Below are 20,402 nucleotides of genomic sequence, written 5' to 3'. Positions count from 1 at the left end.
CGAAAACGAACTCCCTCAAATTCCAACCAGCAGCATCTGATGAACTTACGAACCATCTCTCCCAAACGAACCGCATTTACACTCATCGAGTTGCTTGTGGTGATCGCCATCATCGCTGTGCTCATTGCATTGCTGTTACCGGCAGTTCAACAGGCCCGTGAAGCTGCACGTCGCAGCCAATGTAAAAACAATCTCAAGCAGATTGGGCTGGCGATCCACAACTACCACAGCACATATAACACGATTCCCCCGAGCTATTGCCTGCGGTCAGGTGTCACTGGCGGAGCGTCATGGTCCATCCAGGGACGTATCATGCCGTTTCTGGATCAGGCAAACCTGTATAATATGATCGACCTCCAAACATCGTGGTCCAGCAACGCTGCCATTAATGGCATTCGAGTTCCAGTTTACGCTTGTCCGACCGATCCCAAATCTGACAGACAACGACAGGAAGGAACCAACCCCAGCGTCTTCCCAATGAACTACGGTTTCAATCTCGGAAGCTGGTTAGTCTATAACCCGACAAATGGCACCGGCGGGTCGGGAGTCGCCTACCCCAATAGCAAAATCACATTCGCCGCCATCACGGATGGAACGAGTAACACCTTACTCGCATCCGAAGTTCATGCATGGACGCACTACACACGCAATGCACCTCCCCCGGGAGCATTCGCCAGCGCAACAACAATTCCCGGACCAGCAGATTATGTGAGTGTCGTCGCTGCGGGGGGAACAGACCGACTTGTTTCAGGAACCGGCCACACCGAATGGCCGAACGGGCACTCACACCACAGCGGATTCACGACAGTCTGTGCACCAAACACAAATGTGCAGTTCCCCTTTGACGGAACCACCTACCCGCACGTCGATTTCTCCTCCCGGCAGGAAGGAAGCCACCTCACTGAGCCAAGCTATTCCATGATCACCTCCCGTAGCTATCACACCGGGACAGTGAATTCTGCGATGGCCGATGGCGCGGTTCGTTCGATCAGCTCAAATATCGATCTGGGAGTCTGGCGAGCACTTGGCACACGCAGCGGAGGCGAAATCGTTGGAGAGTTTTAGCCCCTGTCTTTGGGCGCTGTAGCGGCGAATGGTGGCAGCAGAGACTTCTCTTGAATCGACTGCTTTCCAGTGTCGTCGTGATCCGAATAAAAAAGACTGTCAGTGAATTGAACAACTGACAGTCTTTCTTATTTTCCGGACTACATGCGGTACCCTAAAGCCACCGCGACCTTTCGGCTTTGCTCGATCGCCGCTGCGAAGGCTTCCGGAGTCAATGACTGGGCACCGTCGCTCATCGCCTTCTTGGGATCTGGGTGGACTTCGATAATCAATCCATCTGCACCCGCTGCGACTGAAGCAGCACACATCGGACCAACCAAGGACGCGATCCCAGTTCCATGACTTGGATCAACGACAACCGGCAAGTGCGTCCGTTCCTTCAGGTAAGGAACTGTCGCCAGCGGCAACGTGAACCGGGTATGAGTCTCGAAGGTTCGAATTCCACGCTCACAGAGAACAACTTCCTGATTGCCCTGATCCAGAATGTATTCAGCGGCCAACAGGAATTCTTCGATTGTCGCACTCGGTCCACGCTTGAGCAGAATCGGCTTTCGAATTTCACCAACAGCCTGCAGCAAATGATAGTTCTGCATATTGCGAGCACCAATCTGCAGCACATCGGCGTACTTTGCGACCAGTTCAACGTGATGGGGAGTCATCACTTCAGTTACAACGGCCAACCCGGTTTCTTCGCGGGCAGCGGCCAATAGCTTCAGCCCTTCCTCTTTCATCCCCTGGAATGCGTAAGGGCTGGTTCGAGGCTTGAAGGCTCCACCTCGAAGTGCTTTCGCTCCCGCTGCCTTCACTTTTCGTGCAGCGTCGAGAATCTGTTCTTCACTCTCCACCGAACATGGACCGGCGATCACCCCGATATCACCGCCCCCCATGACGAGATCGCGAACCTTAACGACCGTTGGTGTTGGCTTGGCCTCTTTGCTCGCAATTTTGTAGGGAGCGAGAATTGGAACAACTTTGTCGACCGAAGCGAACGACTCAAGAGTCTCCTTATCGCTGGTGCGTTTGTCACCAATTGCAGCAATCACAGTTCGCTCTTCACCATGAATGATGTGAGACTTCAGTCCCATCTTTTCAATCTGTTGAGCAACTTCCTGAACAGCGGATTCACTAACGCCAAGCTTCATGACTACGATCATTTCTGTCTTCTCCGGGCTTCTCGTATTTTCGCCCACGGTTGTTTCCACGAACCTCGCAACACCAACATGGTGCTGACACAGGCATCGGGGGTAGCGTGGGAATTCAGGAACGAAAAAAGACCGGCCCTGAAACCTCACGCGAGGTTTCAGGGCCGGTCTTGGAAAATTCAACTTGGATCAGTGAACTTCGCTACCGTGCCCGGAAACCCGGGTGGGTAAAATATGCATACCAATAGCTAAACAGACCGACGGAGTACGTCGAGTGCTGAGCAAGCTGGAATGCTACGGAGTTCAAAATCAAATCCCTGTTGAAGGCTGTACTGATGCTAGATCGGTCCAGATCGAACGTCAAGTAGAGTTTTTCCTGAAATCCCAAGTCGGATTCATACGAGACATTCATCTTTAAGCGGAAACAGGAACAGACGGAATCCAATCTGCTCCTGTTTTGCTCTAATCAGACCAGCGGGATCGAGTTTAAAAACACGATCTCACTTCAACTGCTTCAACATCTTCGCTGCAGTCGACTTAATCTCACCAGGAGACTTCGCAGTGCTCAGCTTCTGGTAGTCTGCTTCCAGACTCGTTGCGAGAGCCGCATCCGAGGCTTTAATCGCTTCGATCTTCCCGGGGATCGCAGTGATTGCACTACTCGCCACCCCGCTGGAAGCCAACGGCCCCAGCATCTGCTTGAGATCAGTCGTTGCGGTCGCTGCATCGGGCTTGGGAGTTTCAGCCTGTGGAGCCTTCGTGCATCCCGACAACGCCACCATCAGCAGCAAAGCGACTAAGGATACTTTCAACAAAATTCCGGACATGTTCACCTTTCCTAGCCAACGACGAGATGTACAGTGTGACACGAATAGTGGCTTAGAATTCGCCAGCGACGCCACCTTCTGCACGCCCGGCAATTCGCTGCCACGTGACCAAATCGACGTTGTCTGACACGAATCGGACACCTCCGTCCATCATGGCGGCATGCACTCCGCCTGTATGTCGGCTTCGGGCTGGAACGGCCGATCGACCGTCCATATAGCATCCGGAGCAATGGTTGGAGCAATTTCGTACCTTCGCATTCGGCGCCCAAATGCTGTTGAACAAAGTGACTCCAGGCGATGACCAATACCACGCTGACCCACCGTTACCGGCATCATTGTTCAAGTAGTTAGTCGATGCAGCACAAGAGTTCAACTGCGCCTGCACGACCGACTGACTTGGAAATGTCACAGGTGACCAGCTGTCATTAGCGCCGTCGACGCCTGTGACGCCCAGACCTAAGTCTGCTGTTTGACCACTGCCAATCGTGATTTCCGAGATCCCGATGGTATTAGAGGTTCCATCCAGAATATCGCTCATTCGCGTCGGAGGGTTACTATTCTCTGGCGCAGAGATCGATGAAAAGACCCCAATTCGATCGACAGCACCGACTCCCCACATGAAGCCTGGCCCAATGCTGAAGGCGTAGCTGTTCGGCGAAGTCCAAAGCTGTGCGGAATCAGATGGGCACAAAAACGCTGGAAGCTTTGACTTCACCTGAGCATCCCCTTGGCTTCCATTGCGTACCACATTGCTTTGGACACCAACATTCAGATAAGTCGTCTGAAACATCTGAAAGAGGGGTGTCTGCTCGATGAAGGGCAGAATCATAACGTGAGGACTGTACCCCTCCCATGTTGCACCGTTTGGCGCGTAACACTCAGAGGGGAAAATCGAATGGGTGTCGTGATAATTGTGCACGGCAATCATCAACTGCTTGAGATTGTTCTTGCACTGCGACCGACGAGCAGCCTCGCGCGCCTGCTGAACAGCTGGCAAGAGCAATGCAATCAGGACCGCGATAATCGCAATCACAACAAGTAACTCAATGAGCGTAAATCCTCTCTTTCGGTCCTTGTTTCGATGAAATCGCGTAGGCAGTTTTGAATCAATACGAGGGTCCATGACCGTGCTCCAAAAAATATAAAGAAGACGAGTGTCAAAAACACGAATGTGCGATAAGGACAATGCAGGCTCGAAATTCTGCTCAATCGACAATACAAACAAAACATCGCTTATGCAAGATAATATTAGATTACACTCAGTTCGATTGATTCAAGGAAGAAATCGAACGTCAACGGAGACTGCTTCATTCATCACATTCTCGAATTCAATAAGGACTTACAGCCGATAGGCCGAAACGACATTGAATAAAAAAAGAAAGGGCAGACCTGAGAGGCCTGCCCTTTCGGGGAACTCAAATTACGTGGGGATGGGCTAGTCGATAATGATGTCGCGAACAGTCGCACCACCAGGAATCATCGGCAACACGTGTGCCTGGTATGGGCAAACGACGTCGAGGAGGTAAGGACCATCGTGATTGATCATCTCTGCAATCGCTTCGGTCAATTCAGCCTTGCTGCGAACCTGCCGGGCCTTTAATCCAAAACTCTGTGCCATTGTCACGAAGTTCGGGTAGGTCTCCTCGTAGTGTCCACCTTCACCTTCGCCCAGCCATTCAGGATGATCAACTGGTCCAAGGTAAGTATGGGCGCGACGCCCTTCCATGAAGCGATCTTCCCATTGCACCACCATCCCCAGATGCTGGTTATTGAGAAGAAGAATCTTCACAGGAAGTTTCTCACAGTGCAGCGTCGCCAATTCTTGAATGTTCATCAGGATGGAGCCGTCACCGTCGATATCGACGACCAATGAGTTCGGGTGCTTTGTCTGAACCCCCATCGCTGCTGGAAGGCCGAAGCCCATGGTTCCAAGACCGGAACTGGACAACCAGTGCTTAGGCTTGCGGAACTTGAAGTACTGAGCAGCAAACATCTGATGCTGCCCCACACCGACCGCGATGTACGGATCTCTATCGATGGACTGACGCCACAACTCTTCGATTGCGTACTGCGGGCTGATGAAGTCACCGCTCTGTGGATACTTCAATGGATAGCTTTCTCGCCATTCATTGAGCTGTGACCACCAGGCTGTGGTGTCTGGAACATCGTCTTGAGTGAACTCTTTGTTCAGCTTCTCAAGGAAGATCTTTACGTCCCCGATAATTGGGATGTGGGCTTCTTTGTTCTTGTGCATCTCGGATGGATCGATATCGACGTGCACAATTTTTCCGTGCTTGGCGAACTCTTCGAGCTTGCCAGTCACGCGGTCATCGAAACGAACCCCGAATGCGAGCAGCAAATCTGCATCGTTAATAGCGTAGTTCGCGTAGACAGTTCCGTGCATACCGAGCATATGCAACGACTGTGGGTCGTCGCCCGGAAATGCTCCCAGCCCCATCACAGTCATTGTCACGGGGATGTTGGACGCTTTCGCAAATTTTGTCAGTTCCTCAGATGCGTCCGCATTGATAATTCCACCGCCGACATAAAGGATCGGTCGTTTCGAACGGCGAATCGCAGCCACAACCTGCTTCACCTGCTCGTCTGCAACCACCTTGCGGCCAGGATCGTAACCGGGCAAATGCATCGGAGGATCGAAATCAAGCGATTCCAGCTCTGCACTGGAAACCTGAATGTTCTTCGGGAAGTCGATCAGCACTGGACCAGGTCGACCTGTCCGTGCAACGTAAAACGCTTCTTTGACAATGCGAGGAATGCTTCGCAGCGTCTTCTGTACTGATTCCGGATCATCCGGATCATCAGCAGTGATCATATAGTGGTGCTTAGTGACAGCACGGCAGATCTCAACGATTGGAGTTTCCTGAAACGCATCGGTTCCGATGACCTTCTGAAACACCTGACCGGTCACTGCAACCAATGGAATGCTGTCCATCTTGGCGTCAGCGATTGCAGTCACGAGGTTCGTCGCCCCTGGACCACTAGTCGCCATGCAGACACCGACATCTGTCGAGGTTCGAGAAACCCCTTGAGCTGCGAAGCCTCCCCCTTGCTCATGGCGAGGAAGAATTGTGCGAATCCGGTCACGGTTTTTACGCAAAGCCTGATGCAAAGGCATGCTGGCACCGCCCGGATACGCAAAAACGTACTTTGCCCCCTGTCGAATCAATGCTTCGACAAGGATTTCAGAGCCGGTGAGAACTTGGTGCTCGGTTTTCTTATCCAACGCTGTCGCCACGATTTAGCCTTATTACATGTCCCAGTGAAATCTGACCGCCAACTTGCAATCGCTCACAAGCTGAATTGAAAGTCACAGCACAGGGAGTTCAAGCAACCCAAAATGAGGATAGACCGAGACCCCGCCCGATCACGGTATCAGAAAAAGTGTAACCAAACTCTGAGGCCAAGACGAGAAAAATGCCCCTCAGGTTCGCTATTTTTTATCTGAGAACTTTTCTTCATCACAGCCTCTGACAAATTCGGCTCTAAAGTCAAAGTCCACCTTGTCATATTGTCATGCAAAAAGCGGCAATCGTCGGTCATGGTCACCCCCCTCTGCAAGGTCTTCAAAAACTTCTCGAAAACGTGGCTGTACTTTCCGTAATCGGGAATCATATTTTAACAGTCAACACTATTTTTTGCGCAGAACCGGTCTTCATTTGCATCCAGATCCCCTGCCGAGTTCATGTCATTTTAAGTAGCTGTCTCAAGATTCTGCTTTTACTCTGACGACTGTCGGTCCTCGCAGATGAGCAACTCACTGGAAACGTTCATAAGCACACTGAAACGCAGCAGGCTCGTGAGTGATCCTGTAGTCGCGGACAGATTGTTTGCTTATCAGAGTGAAGTGACCAATCCGCAACCGGAGCATTTTGCCCGCTTTCTCATCAAAACCAACCTCCTGACCGAATGGCAGGCAACGAAGCTCCTTCAAGGAAAACACAAAGGGTTCTTCCTTGGGAAATACAAGCTGCTGCGACTGCTCGGGAAAGGGGGAATGAGTTCAGTCTATCTCGCCGAGCACGTATTGATGAAGCGCCGATGCGCGATCAAAGTGCTCCCGTTGAAACTGGTCAAAGACAGTTCCTACCTGCAGCGGTTTCACCGGGAAGCTCAGGCCGTCGCATCACTCGACCATCCGAACATCGTGCGAGCGTACGATATCGACCACGAATTGGATGGAACGCTCGAGATTCACTTTTTGGTCATGGAGTACATCGATGGGAGCAATCTCTACGATCTCGTTCAGGCAACCGGGCCCCTCCCCCTGATCATTGCAGCGGAGTACATGAGGCAGGGAGCGCTCGGATTGGCCCATGCACATCAGGCTGGAATGGTCCATCGGGATATCAAACCCGGAAACTTCATTGTTGATCAGAATGGGCTGGTCAAGATCATGGATCTCGGACTCGCCCGTATTCCCAATCCGAACGGCGAAGTTTCGCTGACCATTGCTCACGAAGAACGGATTCTGGGAACAGCAGATTACCTGTCTCCGGAGCAGGCGGTTGATAGCCATCGAGTCGACACCCGGGCAGACCTTTATAGCCTGGGATGCACTCTGTATTACCTGCTGACGGGTCGCCCGCCATTCTGCGAGGGAACTCTCACTCAACGACTACTCTCCCACCAGAACTCCGAGCCGACACGGCTTGAACAGCTTCGGCCTGAAGTTCCGTCCGAGTTGGGAGACATTGTTCGCAGGCTCATGTGCAAGAACCGGGAGCAGAGAACTCAATCAGCGTGGGAAGCGGTTCAATCACTGGAAGACTGGCTGAAATCCTTCCCCACCTACGAATCTGCCCGAATGTACCCTCCTCCATTCCAGCGACAATGTGTTCAAACCGCTGAGTTGACACATGGGGAACTCTCAGGGAGACCAGATGCGTCCGCTGTGACTCGGGTATACAACTCCCAGACAATGACACCCGGCCCTCAGCATTCCATTGGGGGATTTCTCAGCAGCCTGCAGGACATTGACCCCTCCAGCATTCGACAACCAAACTCGACGTCACTCAAAAAAAACTTCCTGTTAGGGCAAGCCCACGGAGGCCAATCGACGAAATCTGACAGCCAAATCAAACCACACGACACCGCTCGTATCCATGAAACGGACGCGGAGACACGTCAGGTCACATCTCCGTCCTACTCGCAGAAGGGAGGACAACTCCCGCTGATCATCGATTCTGAAGTGGTCTCGTCCCAACGCCGTCGACGACAGGAGTCATTCAAACACTGGCTCTTCAGAAAGCGATTTGCAATCGCTGGCCTCGCTGGAATTTGCGTTCTTGCTGCAGGGATGTGGCTAATGCTTCGGACCGAGAAAAAGGTTGATGAGAGTCCAGCGACCAACAGAACTGAAGTGAACGTTGCTCGATCTGACTCCATCTCAACCAGTCCTGCTCTCCCCCGAATTCCAATCACAGATCATGCAGTCATTGTGGGACCTTCGGGGCATTTCGCGACTGTTTCCGACGCATTCCGGTTCCTCAGCGATCTCCAATCAGCAGAAGACCCAGCACAGATTCGCGAAATCCGCGTCGCCACAAATGAAACGCTCACCGAAGCAGTTGTCATCGACAATACAACGTTCGGATCGTTCCCTCACGGGATTAAACTCGTCGGAGCAGCGAGTGCCACTCCTGTGAAATGGAAATCCTCGGGACGTTCCCCCATCCTCACTCTCCGCTCAGTCGAACAATTTCATCTCGTCAATTTCGAAATTGATGCCCAAGGGCTTCCGCATGCCATCGAGCTGGATGGATTCTGCTCTGGAACAACGCTCCAGAATCTCAAATTCACCAATATCAACCGTATTGCGATCGCAGGAACAGGAACCAGTGGGCTGACTGGTAAACCTGTCCGAATTCTGGACTGCGAATTTGAAGGAATGGATGCCAAAGCGATGGCGATCCGATTGGCCTCCGGAGAAAGCTGGGACAACCGGGACATCTGCATTCAAAACTGTCGATTTCTCGGTCCATTCAAATCTGGAATTGCCATCCACGGCGGAACAGATTCCATTCAAATCCAGCTCAACATCTTCGATGGCTGCGCAAGTGGCATTGCCTTCGAAGGGGACTTGCCACAAAAGAGGCTGCTTGCCAGCAACAACACTTTTCGGAATTTTCAGACGGGGATCAGATTCGTTGACGGTCCTTCCAAGTCCTCAGAGGGATGGACGCTGGCGAACAACTTGTTCGTCGATGGACACGGCCCCGAACTGACTATCGAAAGTTCCACGCTGACACTCGAACAACTGACTCAATCCGCGCGTCCACCGCGGTTCAATTGGACAGACCAAGCCGGCAGTCTTCCAGACTCCGGCCTGTTCAGCGATTCGGGAACGACGGGAGCCCCAATTGAATTTGAATCAGTCAATCCGGAAGAGACGGATTACCTCCGTCCCAAGTCACCGATGTTCATTGTTGAAAGCAAAAAAGTCCCGGACGAACTCAACTTCATCGGAGCTGTCGCTCCATACTGACCCCTAACGATCACATTCATCTCACCCATTTGACGCATAACGAAAGGGTGTCATGCAGGCGGAAGTATACACTGCGTTTGACCAGGATATTGCAAGCATTCGTCACTGCCTCACTTAAGACTTGGGGGCTAAACAAAAAACGGACCTGCAGAAGAAACTGCAGGTCCGTTTTTAATTTTGATCACGCCAAGAACTTGCGATTAACCACGCTGATTCATTGGGACAAACGACCGCTCGCGTTCGCCGAGATAAATCTGGCGTGGACGCTGAATACGCTGTTCCGGATCTTCGAGCGACTCTTTCCACTGTGCCAACCATCCGCTGGATCTTGGAATCGCAAACATCACCGGGAAGATTGCAACAGGCAGGCCCATTGCCTGATAAATTAAACCGGAGTAGAAGTCGACGTTCGGATAGAGCTTGCGTTTGACGAAGTATTCGTCTTCCAACGCAATGCGTTCCAGTTCCAAAGCAACTTCCAGAAGTGGATTCTTGCCAACAGCGTCGAACACTTCTTCAGCACACTGCTTGATGATGCGTGCGCGCGGATCGTAGTTCTTGTAAACACGATGTCCGAATCCCATCAAACGCATTTCACCCGACTTGCAGCGTTCGACGTACTTCGGAACTTCTTTGACAGATCCGATTTCGCTCAGCATGCGAAGCACCGCTTCGTTCGCTCCCCCGTGCAACGGTCCGTAAAGTGCGGCGGCGGCACCGGCGAGGGCTGAATAAGGATCAGCGTCGGAAGACCCAATTGCTCGCATCACACTTGTTGAACAGTTCTGTTCATGATCAGCGTGCAGAATAAAGAGAACATCCAGTGCGCGAACCAGAGCTGGGTGTGGTGTGTATGGTGTTCCAGTCATCTGGAACATCATCGCGAGAAAATTCTCAGTGTAGCTCAGATCATTATTCGGATAGATGTAAGGCCGACCCTGGCTGTGCCGGTAGGAACAAGCTGCGATCGTCGGAACCTTGGCGATGAGTCGCTTAATCTGAGTGAATCGGTTTTCCGGGGAACCGACCTTCTTCGCTTCCGGATAGAACGTGGACATCGCTGCCACAGTGCTGACGAACATCCCCATCGGATGAGCATCGTAACGGAATGTCTCCATCTGCCGTTTGATGTTCTCATGGATGACCGTATGGAACCGAATCGCATTTTCCCATTCGGCCAGTTCGGTCGCTGTCGGGAGTTCCCCTTTTAGCAGCAGATAAGCCACTTCGAGGTACGTGCACTTCTCAGCCAGTACTTCAATAGGGTATCCGCGGTATTCCAGAATCCCGGCATCGCCGTCGATGTAAGTGATACTACTCTTGCAGCTAGCAGTATTCGTGTAACCGGGATCGTAGGCCATCAGGCCGAAGTCCTGCTCTTGCACTTTGATCTGACGGAGGTCAATTGCCTTGACCGTATCGTCTTGCACTGGAACTTCATAGGTCTTTCCAGTGCGATTGTCTGTGATCGTCAGCGTGTTTTGAGGCATAGGAACATCAACTTTTTGGAGGAGACCGAATTCGGCACGACCGGCGTCCACGTCACAGTTCAAACTGCTTACGCGGTCTATCGTTTCTTCAATTCAGGAGCGGATTGGTCGTAAAAAAGGAAGCCAACCCAAATGATGACAAACTAATCAGCTGGCTCAAGTCACCCGAATCATTTTGTCAGCACTCTATTGAAAAATCACGATATTGAAAATTTACTGGAGAAGACTTCGCTTCAAAACGTCCTGAGCTTGGGCAAAATAATCCTGCCAGAAAATTTCTGGACTTCCATTTTTCAGGCAGTCGCGAACTTTTTGCAGCGTATTTCTCGCCATATGCGGGCAGCGATTACAGGCACAAGTCTCGCCACTGTCTGCCATGATCCCCGGAACAGGAACGTACTCATGCTGAGGGGCAATCGCCTTGAGCGGATGGATCATATTTGATTCCGTCGCCACCAGAAACATCTGAGGCTGCTCAAAAGATGCGACAAACTTCCGCATCTTCTCTGTCCCCCCGACCATATCGGCGTGCTCCAGCACATTGGGTGGACATTCCGGGTGGGCGAGAACCAATGCTTGCGGATTGTTTTTCTTCGCTCGCACCAAGTCCTGAATACTGAAGACCTCGTGGACCATGCAAGAACCTGGCCACAGAATCATCGGGCGCCCAGTCACTTCCATCAGATAGCGACCAAGATACTGGTCCGGAACAAAGAGGATCTCTTTGTCCTTCGGAACTCGCTCTTCGATAATTTCGCGTGCATTTCCGCTCGTGACAATCCAGTCAACCAGACTCTTCACCGCAGCGGTGGTGTTGATATACGCAACCGTCACAAAGTCGCGTCCCTGAGCGCGCAGCTCATTCTGATAGGCAGCCAGTTTCTGCGGTGGACAACTGTCGGCCAACGAGCAGCCAGCCAGCAGGTCAGGAAGAAGAACCCGCTTTTCAGGGCTCAGAATCTTCGCCGATTCTGCCATAAAATGGACGCCGCAAAACACGATTGTCGAAGACTTTACTTGCGTCGCATCGCGAGCAAGCTTCAAAGAGTCCCCGGTAAAATCAGCAATATCCTGAATTTCACCATCGACATAGAAGTGAGCGAGGATGGTCGCATCCTGTTCGACCTTCAGTCGATCGATCTCTTCAATCAGATCCAATGGATCTTCGTAGGCTGCCTCGGCGTCAGCTGCACTCACAATTGGCAATGTCGAATTCTGCATGTTCATCCCTTTTGCCGCAATTATATGGGAGTCGACCACCTCCGTCAGCCAGCAACAATCCTTCTTTCACAATGTGAGCAAAAAGTCTGTCAATTTTGCAACCTGCCGAATGGGGCGATCCCCTTGAATCGCCCACTCAGCAGGTGCAAGCCAAGCTAACAACAAACCGATCAGCAAAAACCGATCCATTTGCCTGTAATTAACATCAGCGGATCACTTCCTCAGGAATCTGACCGTCCAGATACCGCCAATTTTTAATATACGAGATTAAATCTGCCATCTCCTGAGGGGAAATTGATCGCTCCAATCCCTCAGGCATCAATGAAACACCATTATTTTTCATTTCATCGATGTCGCTACGAGCAATCGTGACCGTCTTTCCTTCAGGCTGCTTCAAAGTAACCGCAGTCGAGGTCTCGTTCACAACAATCCCGGAGTGGGTAATGCCGTCAGCATCGACAATTGTGAAGCTGAAGAAATTGTTATCGATGGCGCGATTTGGGTCGAGGATATTCACCAGAAGGAAATCTGCCGACTTCGTGCGAGAATCCGAGATATCCGGCGCCACGTTCACGCCGCGGTCTCCCACTTTGTGGCAGGTCGCACAGGCACGTTCAAACACCGGAATTCCTCGTCGCGGATCCGCTTCCATCGTCAACACGGAAGCATACTCTTCAAGGACGCGTACCCGATCTGCTGGCAGCGTTTTCGTCAACAACAAACCAGCACGCGATCGTTGTCCCTCGACCGGACTTTCCTTCGCCCTGGCGATCGATGCATCGTCAATCTCCAACAGAGCGACATCGCCCGCTTCCACCAGATTCAACAGGTGCTCAATCCCCTCCGTAGACACAGACAGCGCAGAAATCACACTGCGGCGAATCTGTGGAGTCCCTGTTTTTAACAGAAGGTCGAGTGTTCCGACCGTTTCTGTTCCTGGAAGCAGACGCAAGATTTCGATCGACGCGTTCTTTAATTCGACATCATTCCCGGATGCGATCAGCTTCAAGACCGGAAGAGTGTCCGACTGCGGAAGCAGGGAAAGCAACGAAAATTCGGTGAGTGAAAACTCCATGGCATCCGTCGGATCCTGGAACCCAAACAGAACCTCATTCAGGCACGCTGAGTAGGCGAGCTTTCCTTCCGCGGATAGCTGCGACAAAGAAGTCATCAACCAAGTTCGGGCCCCCGGAGCGCTCTTGAGGAATCCTCGCAGCACCGCACGTTGCCAGTTGCGGTCTTCGGATTTACTCCCACCTTCGAAGACGACGCTCAAGAACTCCTGAATCTCGACAAGGTCACGTCGGCGCCCAAACGCCGCAGTCAAGAACTCAACCGCCTGAGAACCAATCTGCAACTTGTTCTCGCCGGCTCCGTCTCCGCTGCGAAGCACGGCAAACAGCGTTTTCATGACATCTTTGATTTCATCGCCCGCGTGAATCACCAGCATCGAGCAGTACCACTCGTGCTCCCCGTCGCGAGGAATCTGACGAATCAATACTTCACGAGGATTTCCCCCTGCGAATGAAACTGGAAGTTCCTTCCAATCGAAGTTCAACAGCAACTGCTCGAGCAGATGTGGATCTTCATCTGATTTCGGCTGCGGAATCAAGAATTCACCAGCGAACTCCAGGCGTCCTTTTTCTGCTGAATACGACTTTCGTGCTAACTGGAGAGCCGCTCTCTTGCTGAATGGGTGCTGCAAGCCTGCAGCGACATGTTCCCACTTGAGTAATCCAAGACCATTCAAAGTCCACAGGGCAACGGTCGCCCCTTGCCCGCTGTTCTGATCGGCAATAATCTCGCTCAGACCACCCTCGATCGATTGGTCCTGTCGTTCGAGGAGCAGACGCTGCGCGGTTTCTCGTTGCCAACGATTCGGATGTGCGAGCAACTTCACGAGTTCAGCAGAAGAGAGTGTCTCAATCTGAACAGGACTGGAAGCGATTGACTCCTTGTACGACGCTGCATCTTTGCTGGTCAATCGCCAGAGACGCCCCATGTCGCTTCCCAGAGTCAAATCGGGCCGCGTCTGCAATTCCTCTGGCATGAACTGAGGATGCTCAATCACACAGCGATACATATCGCAAATATAGAGGGCGCCATCTGGACCTTCGATCAGATTCACCGGGCGAAACCACTCATCTTTTGTCGCGAGAAATTCTTTTTCGGTGTTCTGAGGGACAGCGGTGAAGTATCCAGGAGCAGGCGTCAAAACTTCGCGGTGCAACAGATTTCCCGTCGGCTCGCAAACAAAGTTGTTTCCGAAATAGTTCGAAGTCAATCCATTTCCACGATAGATCAGTGTTCCGCATGTCGCGGTGAATTGATTCGCGTGCAAGTTGGAGGTCGTCCAGGTACGCGACAACGGATAGACCCGTGATGCTTCCGCCGAAGGTGCAACGTCGACGTACACCTGATTCGGCTGCAACCAAGGAGCGAGTTTGAGGTCAGCGTCTTCGAGAATCACCTGCCGAACCGGATGGCGGTTATCAACCAGATAGCGGTTCCCCCAGTTATCGAAGGCCAAGCCGAACTGGCTGCAACCTGCAATTGCTTCATGTTTTCCAGTCAAAGGATCAAACCGAAAATCCATTCCTGAAATGGAAACCGGAGGACCAGCAGGATCGAGCCCCCACGGGTTCGATTCTCCGGGAACGATGTTCCCGCCACGCAACCCGTTGGCAATATAGATCAGGTTGTCGACCGCGAGAGTCGGATGATTCGCACGCAATTGCGGGTTCTCGACCTCAAATCCTTTGAACCAAATCTGATTTTCATCGGCCGCTCCATCGCCGTTGGTGTCACGCAGGAAGATCAGTTTCCCGTCAGTGGTCACCAGTGCTCCATCTTTCCACAGCTGAATTCCATTTGCGAACAGGAGTTTATCTGCGAACACCTGAGCGTCATCAAAACGCCCGTCCCCATCGACATCCTTGAGAATACGAACGCGGGACAGACCGAATTCACCATCTTTGGGACCGTTGGGATAATCAGTGTTTTCGACCACCCATAAACGGCCATCTGCTCCGAAAGCCATTGCAACCGGGTCTATGACGTTGGGCTCAGCAGCGACAAGCTCAATACGACAATCTTCTGCCAGTACAAAGTTCGCGGCAGCGTCCTGAGGGGCCCGCGGGCCCGCCGGGGAATCCGAGTATTCAGCAGCCAGAAGCGAGCCAGCAAATGTCAAATAAAGACTGGCAGCTTGAATCATACGTTTCATCAAGTTCAGACCTTAGGCAGGAAACAGGCGGGAGACGTCGAGCAATGTTCCGAGTAACGATTCGCCGTTCGCGAGAGTCCTACTCGTATGCAGAGAAAGTTTAACGGATTCGGTCTGGAATACCTCTGAGTCGACATGACGGAAATCGAACCGACAGCGAGTTCACACCCCACAGCAGGCCATTGTTGACCAACATTCGACAAAGAACGGGAAAATGAATTTTGAGAGTTGAAGACGACTCGCAGGAGAGAGACAATTGTCTGTTCAGATCTCCTCTCTTACCCCGCGTTCCTGCAATGATAAAATCGCCTCGCATTCTGATCGTCGAAGACGAAGAGGCCATCGCTAACGGCATTCGATTCAATTTTGAAGCCGAAGGTTATCAGCCTATCGTCATGGGGGATGGACCATCGACATTAAACTATCTCGATGAGAATCCACACGGGGTTGACTTGATTGTGCTCGATCTAATGCTTCCGGGAATGAGCGGCTACGAAATCTGCCGGGCCATCCGTGACCGCGACCTGAGAATTCCGATTCTGGTGCTGAGCGCAAGAACGCTGAGCGAAGATAAATCGCATGCATTCGATTGCGGAACAGATCAGTACATGACCAAGCCGTTCGCGCTGCCGGAACTGCTGAGCCGCGTTCGAAATCTGCTGAAGCGGAACCATCAGATCGAGCAGGCGTTTCAATCCAGCCAGCGTGATGACTTTGAATTCGGAAACGTCCAGGTGAATTTCCGAACTTATGAAGTTCAACGCGGCGACGAGACGTTCTCGCTCACCACAATGGAACTGCAACTTCTTCGGTATTTCATTGAACACGAAGGGGCAGTGCTCTCACGCACCCGCATTCTGAATGATGTCTGGGACCAAGGAGCGGAAGTTACTTCGCGAACGATCGACAACTTCGTCATGAGACTCCGCAAATACCTGGAGGAAGATCCCAGCAATCCACACCACGTCCTCTCCGTTCGCGGCACCGGTTATCGATTCGTGGCCAATCCTTGAGCGACAAAACTGGAAAAATTGGAGAATCGCCGTAGTTCATGGAAACTGCTCCGGCCCAACACTCGTCTTGCAATTGCGAGACGGAATGGATTGTCTGATCCAATCGAATCCAGAACGCTCATAAAATTTCAGCATCGGATTTTTGATAGTGCACAATTCTCCTGTATAATGACGGGTACGGGACAATCCTCCGGGAGATTCAGATGTTATTTCGTCAGAGTGCAGCTACTCTCGCTTTAGTTTGCTGTGCTTCTCTTTCCGCTGCCCCGCATGCTCATGCTCAGGGGCCAAGGGGATCGACCCCACAGGTAATCGGTTCCACCGGAAAGCCTTATGGCCCGACTCAGGCGGAGTATCAATATCGCCAGCAGTACGGCCGACCTTCACCAGGAAGCAACGGTGGCGGAATGGAATACGTCAACGGATTTCCTGGCGGTGGAGGTGGACGCGGTGGGCATTACCACTACCCGTACAATCCATTTCTGTATCTCGACGTTGGCCCGTACATCACTCCTCCTCCGTTCGGTGGCGGAATTTACTACCCATCGTCTGCGTACTACGGTCCATACGGGAACGTGAACTACGGATATCAGGGGATGTACGGCTACGACCCGACCGCAAACTGGCAACAGGGTGCGTACTACAACGGGTTTCAACAACTCAATCCACAGCCAATCCTTGCTGATCCTGTCCCGCTGATTCCGCAATCGACTCCCAAAGAACAAGAAAACAGCTTCCAGTTTCAGACGCAGGGGGACATCCAACTCCAGCAGATGAACTACCTTGCAGCTTCGGAGCGATATCGGAAAGCAATCGATGCCGCCCGTGACCGAGTTGATCCTCGCTATCGCCTTGCCGTCACGCTCGCTGCCCGGAGCCGTTTTCCGGAAGCCTGTGACCAGTTGAAACTCGCTGCGAAACTTGACCCGACTTGGCCTCAACGCGTGACCGGCTTAGATCAACTCTTCGGCGCGGTCAATCAACACGAAAAAACTCGCATCAAACAACGGGTCGCTGAATGGACTCTTGAGGATGCACGCGATCCGAACCGCCTGTTTCTCCTGGGAGCCTTCCTTTACCTTGACGACGATCCAAATGCAGCCACCATCCTGAACACAGCAACGTTGATCGATGGCAACCAGGACTATTTGATCGCCTTCAATTCTCCCAGATCACCAAATGTCGCCCCGGCAGCAGCCCCTCTCATCCAAGGCGATCCTGCTAACAATCGACCCGTTCTTGGGCAACCTGCTCCCGGACAACCGAGAATGCAGCCACCCCTTCCGAATTCGCCCGTCCCGGCACTTGGTCTGCCGCAACCGGAAGTGGAGCCAACACTTGCAATACCCCAAGGACAGCAGAAACAGCCCGTCCTGAACAATGGGATTCCTCCACTCCCAGTTCCTCAATCCGCCCCCGAGACGAAGGGAACTCCGGAGCCACCGCTTCCTCCTCCAACTCCAGCAGAGGAAATTGAAGGGCCGTTGTTGCCTCCGCCCCCAAAGTAATCGCAACCATCTACCCAGAAAATACTTAGAGAGCAACAGCCAATTAAAACCCCAAAGTTCCTGCATGGGGATTCTCCCCATTCTCATCGATGGTCGCAGAGTTGTCTGCGATCATTTTTTGTTTCTCCACTTGCCTGAGATCCAAAACCCGATACCCTATGAGGTTGATTGATGAATTGCTTTCGGGCGAGTTTCAGATTGTCCCGCTTTCGGGCTCGTGGTTGATTCCTCGCCGGCTTGTTTCAAAAGTTCACAGAATATGCTGGAGCGATCTGCAGTTAAAAAGCTGTGCAGATTCCCCTGCTGGTGAACGGCGAGACGCCGGGTTCTGAACAGAACCGACGCGTTCGATCAACCCGTGCATGAGCCCTACTTCACGACCACCGGATCGGTGTTCGGACATTTTCGCGTTGTGTCTCGCGATCGCTCTTTCCACGCGACATCGTCGCTGGTGGCACGGCAATTCGTCCGTATCCCTGTTATTCGAGAGTGCTGCATTTACATGTCAGATTCAAGTCAAGTTCCACATTCCGAAACCCGGTTCCAAGACCTCGGTCTCAATCAGACCATGCTGGAAGCACTGGAAAAAGTGGGCTATAGCATCGCCACGCCAATTCAGGCTCGGGCGATTCCACACCTTCTGGAAGGGAAAGACGTCCTCGGACAAGCCCAGACAGGAACAGGCAAAACCGGTGCATTCGCGATCCCGCTGCTTCAACGGATCGACCTTTCGCTCAAACAACCACAGGTTCTGGTGCTGGCACCAACCCGCGAATTGGCAATGCAGGTTGCAGAAGCATTCGAACGCTATGCGTCCGCGACTCCAGGATTGCGCGTCACCGCAATCTACGGTGGACAGGATTACTCTGTTCAGCTTCGCCAACTCAAACGTGGCATCCACGTCGTCGTCGGAACACCGGGACGCGTGATGGACCACATGCGCCGTGGCTCATTAAACCTCGACAACCTGCAGGGACTCGTTCTGGACGAAGCAGACGAAATGCTCAAAATGGGCTTCGCTGAAGACGTCGAATGGGTTCTGACCCAGGCACCAGAACAACGCCAGATCGCGCTGTTCTCCGCAACGATGCCTGACGCGATTCGTCGCATTGCACAGCGACATCTGAGAAGTCCTGTTGAGATTACAATTCAGCAGAAGACCGCGACCGCTGAGACAATTGATCAACGGTTCATCGTTGTCACACCACACTCCAAAGAAGACGTGTTGGCGCGTGTTCTTGAAGCTGAGCCGACAGACGGCGTCATCATCTTCGTGAAAACCAAGAGCACAACCGAGCCGTTGGCCGAATTCCTCGCTTCACATGGACATCGCACCGCAGCATTGAGCGGGGACGTCGTCCAGAAGAGTCGAGAACGCATCATCGACAATCTGAAGAATGGCAAACTCGACGTCATTATCGCGACCGACGTTGCTGCTCGCGGGCTCGATGTTCAGCGAGTCAGTCACGTGATCAACTACGATCTTCCGTTCGACTCGGAAAGCTATGTCCACCGCATCGGCAGAACTGGACGCGCTGGTCGCGCTGGCTGTGCGATTCTCCTGATTCAATCCCGAGAGCAATACAAGCTCCGCCGCATCGAACAGGCGACTCGCCAGAAGATCCAGCAGATGCAGATTCCCTCCAAGCGGGACATCAACCGCAATCGCACTGCTCGCTTCCACGAGAAGATCACCAGTTCGCTGGCAAACCCTGAACTGGTCAATTTCAGCAATGTCATTGAACAGTACAAGACCCAAAACCCGGAAATTGCGATCGAACAAATCGCAGCGGCATTGGCTGTCATGGCCAGTGGTGAGTCGCCACTCTTCATCACCGATGACTTGAAGTCCGCCAGCTTCTCCGACAATCAACGCGATGGCCGACGTGACGGTCGGGAGCGTCGCGAGCGGTCCTTCGACGGAGGCGACTTCCGCTCGGATCGTCCTCGGCGCGATCGTGACGACAGACAGTCCTTTGAAGGTCGTAAAGAGCGAAGCCATCGCAACGACGCTGACATGGAAACTTTCCGTATCGAAGTTGGTCATCAGCATCAGGTGAAGCCCGGTAACATTGTTGGCGCCATCGCCAATGAAACCGGACTGGAAACAGCCTACATCGGACGGATCCAGATTTACGATGACTTCAGCACAGTTGACCTGGCAGCAGGAATGCCTGACGACATTCTCTTCGCCCTGAAGAAAGTGCATGTCTCCGGACAGCCGCTCAACATCTCTCGAGCAGACCGCAACGCACTTCCTCCTCCACCGGAGCGTTCTTTCGGACGTAAGCCTGAAAAACGGTTCAACAAAGGTAAGAAGTTCTCTGGTCGATAGTTCTCATCGCCCACCATTTTTTGAATGGGCGATCGCTCTCAGAATTCTTCACAGTTCCGTTTGCCGAACC

12 protein-coding genes are annotated in these 20,402 nt (G+C 52.5%); 5 read left to right on the top strand and 7 right to left on the bottom strand.

All coding sequences use genetic code 11. The features are described from left to right. Positions 1–39: 39 nt before the first annotated feature. Positions 40–1,065 (top strand): DUF1559 family PulG-like putative transporter, encoded by a 1,026-nt coding sequence (locus tag SH668x_RS04750; protein ID WP_437187552.1) that lies wholly within the window; start codon positions 40–42, stop codon positions 1,063–1,065. A 140-nt stretch (positions 1,066–1,205) separates the two neighbouring features. Here SH668x_RS04750 and aroF read toward each other — a convergent pair whose 3' ends face one another. The 4 genes from aroF to ilvB form a co-directional block, all read right to left on the bottom strand. Further along, positions 1,206–2,219: a 3-deoxy-7-phosphoheptulonate synthase gene (gene aroF / locus SH668x_RS04745; protein ID WP_437187551.1), complete on the bottom strand. Its 1,014-nt coding sequence runs from the start codon at positions 2,217–2,219 to the stop codon at positions 1,206–1,208. 488 nt (positions 2,220–2,707) lie between these two features. Next, positions 2,708–3,034 (bottom strand): hypothetical protein, encoded by a 327-nt coding sequence (locus tag SH668x_RS04740; protein ID WP_437187550.1) that lies wholly within the window; start codon positions 3,032–3,034, stop codon positions 2,708–2,710. Between the two features lie 52 nt (positions 3,035–3,086). Continuing rightward, positions 3,087–4,157, bottom strand: a complete 1,071-nt coding sequence (locus tag SH668x_RS04735; RefSeq protein ID WP_437187549.1) for a DUF1559 family PulG-like putative transporter — start codon at positions 4,155–4,157, stop codon at positions 3,087–3,089. A 312-nt stretch (positions 4,158–4,469) separates the two neighbouring features. After that, positions 4,470–6,290: a biosynthetic-type acetolactate synthase large subunit gene (gene ilvB, locus SH668x_RS04730; protein ID WP_437187548.1), complete on the bottom strand. Its 1,821-nt coding sequence runs from the start codon at positions 6,288–6,290 to the stop codon at positions 4,470–4,472. Positions 6,291–6,851: 561 nt separating this feature from the next. Here ilvB and SH668x_RS04725 point away from each other — a divergent pair. Further along, complete coding sequence (locus tag SH668x_RS04725) at positions 6,852–9,539, top strand: protein kinase domain-containing protein (RefSeq protein ID WP_437187547.1); 2,688 nt, start codon at positions 6,852–6,854, stop codon at positions 9,537–9,539. 200 nt (positions 9,540–9,739) lie between these two features. Here the strand turns inward: SH668x_RS04725 and SH668x_RS04720 are convergent, their stop codons facing one another. The 3 genes from SH668x_RS04720 to SH668x_RS04710 form a co-directional block, all read right to left on the bottom strand. Then, a complete protein-coding gene (locus tag SH668x_RS04720; RefSeq protein ID WP_437187546.1) occupies positions 9,740–11,029 on the bottom strand; it encodes a citrate synthase in 1,290 nt (429 codons plus the stop codon). Between the two features lie 213 nt (positions 11,030–11,242). Next, positions 11,243–12,250 carry a quinolinate synthase NadA gene (nadA, locus tag SH668x_RS04715; protein WP_437187545.1) on the bottom strand — a complete coding sequence of 336 codons (1,008 nt, stop codon included), beginning with the start codon at positions 12,248–12,250 and terminating at the stop codon, positions 11,243–11,245. 205 nt (positions 12,251–12,455) lie between these two features. Beyond that, entirely contained in the window at positions 12,456–15,476 is a 3,021-nt protein-coding gene (locus SH668x_RS04710) for a PVC-type heme-binding CxxCH protein (protein ID WP_437187544.1), read from the bottom strand. Positions 15,477–15,772: 296 nt separating this feature from the next. On the opposite strand from SH668x_RS04710, the gene SH668x_RS04705 reads away from it, so the two are divergent. The 3 genes from SH668x_RS04705 to SH668x_RS04695 all read left to right on the top strand — a co-directional run bounded on the left by SH668x_RS04705 (position 15,773) and on the right by SH668x_RS04695 (position 20,332). Then, the gene (locus tag SH668x_RS04705) at positions 15,773–16,489 is read left to right on the top strand and encodes a response regulator transcription factor (RefSeq protein WP_437187543.1); all 717 of its coding nucleotides are present in this window, start codon (positions 15,773–15,775) and stop codon (positions 16,487–16,489) included. Between the two features lie 203 nt (positions 16,490–16,692). Further along, on the top strand, positions 16,693–17,997 hold the full coding sequence (locus SH668x_RS04700) for a hypothetical protein (protein ID WP_437187542.1): 1,305 nt from the start codon (positions 16,693–16,695) through the stop codon (positions 17,995–17,997). A gap of 502 nt (positions 17,998–18,499) precedes the next feature. Further along, positions 18,500–20,332 carry a DEAD/DEAH box helicase gene (locus SH668x_RS04695; RefSeq protein ID WP_437187541.1) on the top strand — a complete coding sequence of 611 codons (1,833 nt, stop codon included), beginning with the start codon at positions 18,500–18,502 and terminating at the stop codon, positions 20,330–20,332. The last annotated feature ends 70 nt before the right edge of the window (positions 20,333–20,402 follow it).

Source organism: Planctomicrobium mucosum, assembly GCF_051466335.1.
Classification (GTDB): Bacteria; Planctomycetota; Planctomycetia; order Planctomycetales; family Planctomycetaceae; genus Planctomicrobium.
Note: the sequence above shows the minus strand (reverse complement) of the source record. Positions and strands in the feature narration are given on the sequence as shown.